Raw genomic sequence first — 960 nt, forward strand, 5'->3', positions numbered from 1 at the left:
GAGCCTGCGGGTTTCTGCGTTGCGGGCGGGGCGGGGTGCCCGTAGCCGTCAGTACTGCTCGGACTGGCCGCCGTCGATCGGGACGACCGTGGCGTTGATGAAGCCGGACTCCTCGGAGAGCAGGAACGCGACCAGGTGGCCGACCTCTTCCGGCCTGCCGAAGCGCTTCATCGGGTTGACGCTGACGAAGGCCTCGCCGGCCTGCTCCCAGTTGTCCGCGTCGATCTGCCGGAGCGATGCCTCGACCATCGGGGTCATGATGGCGCCGGGGGCTATCGCCTTGACGGAGACGCCGAACTGTCCGTACTCCACACCCGAGTTCCGAGTGAGGCCGACGACGCCGTGCTTGGCTGCCGCGTAGCCGGACTGGTTGCCCACACCCCGGATGCCGCCGACGGACGCCGTGTTGACGACGGAGCCGGAACCCTGGCCCTTCATCACCGGGAGCACGTACTTGAGGCCGAGGAACACTCCGCGGAGGTTGACCGAGACGACGCGGTCGAATTCGTCGGCGCCGAAGTCCTGGGTCAGGTTCTGCTTGCCCTCGATGCCCGCGTTGTTGAAGAAGCCGTCGATACGCCCGTAGGCCTCGACCGTGGCGGAGACGTATCGCTGCGTATCGGCCTCGGAGCTGACGTCGGCGGTGATCCGCAGGACCTCAGTGCCGGGGGCGGCCTTCTCGACCTCGGCCGCGGTGTCCGACAGCCCCTGATCGCTGACGTCGACGAGGGCCAGCCTGGCCCCTTCGGTCGCGACCCGTACGGCTGCGGACCGGCCGAGGCCCGAGCCGCCGCCGGTGATGAGGACGACCTTGCCGCTGAAACGGTCTTCCATGACTGAACCTCCACGCTGAGATGTGCCGGGTGACACTAGACTAGACAGTACGTACAGTCTAAATATTCCGACTGTTGCCCGAAGTCCCGCTCCCGGAGGTCCCATGGACGACGAACGCCCCGCCGC

At 67.4% G+C, this 960-nt stretch carries 1 protein-coding gene; it reads right to left on the bottom strand.

Going from position 1 to position 960, the window contains the following annotated elements; all coding sequences use genetic code 11:
- Positions 1 to 48: 48 nt before the first annotated feature.
- Entirely contained in the window at positions 49 to 834 is a 786-nt protein-coding gene (locus tag BFF76_RS28570; protein ID WP_065849373.1) for an SDR family oxidoreductase, read from the bottom strand.
- Positions 835 to 960 lie beyond the last annotated feature (126 nt).

The organism is Streptomyces mutomycini, assembly GCF_001700505.1.
GTDB lineage: Bacteria > Actinomycetota > Actinomycetes > Streptomycetales > Streptomycetaceae > Streptomyces > Streptomyces mutomycini.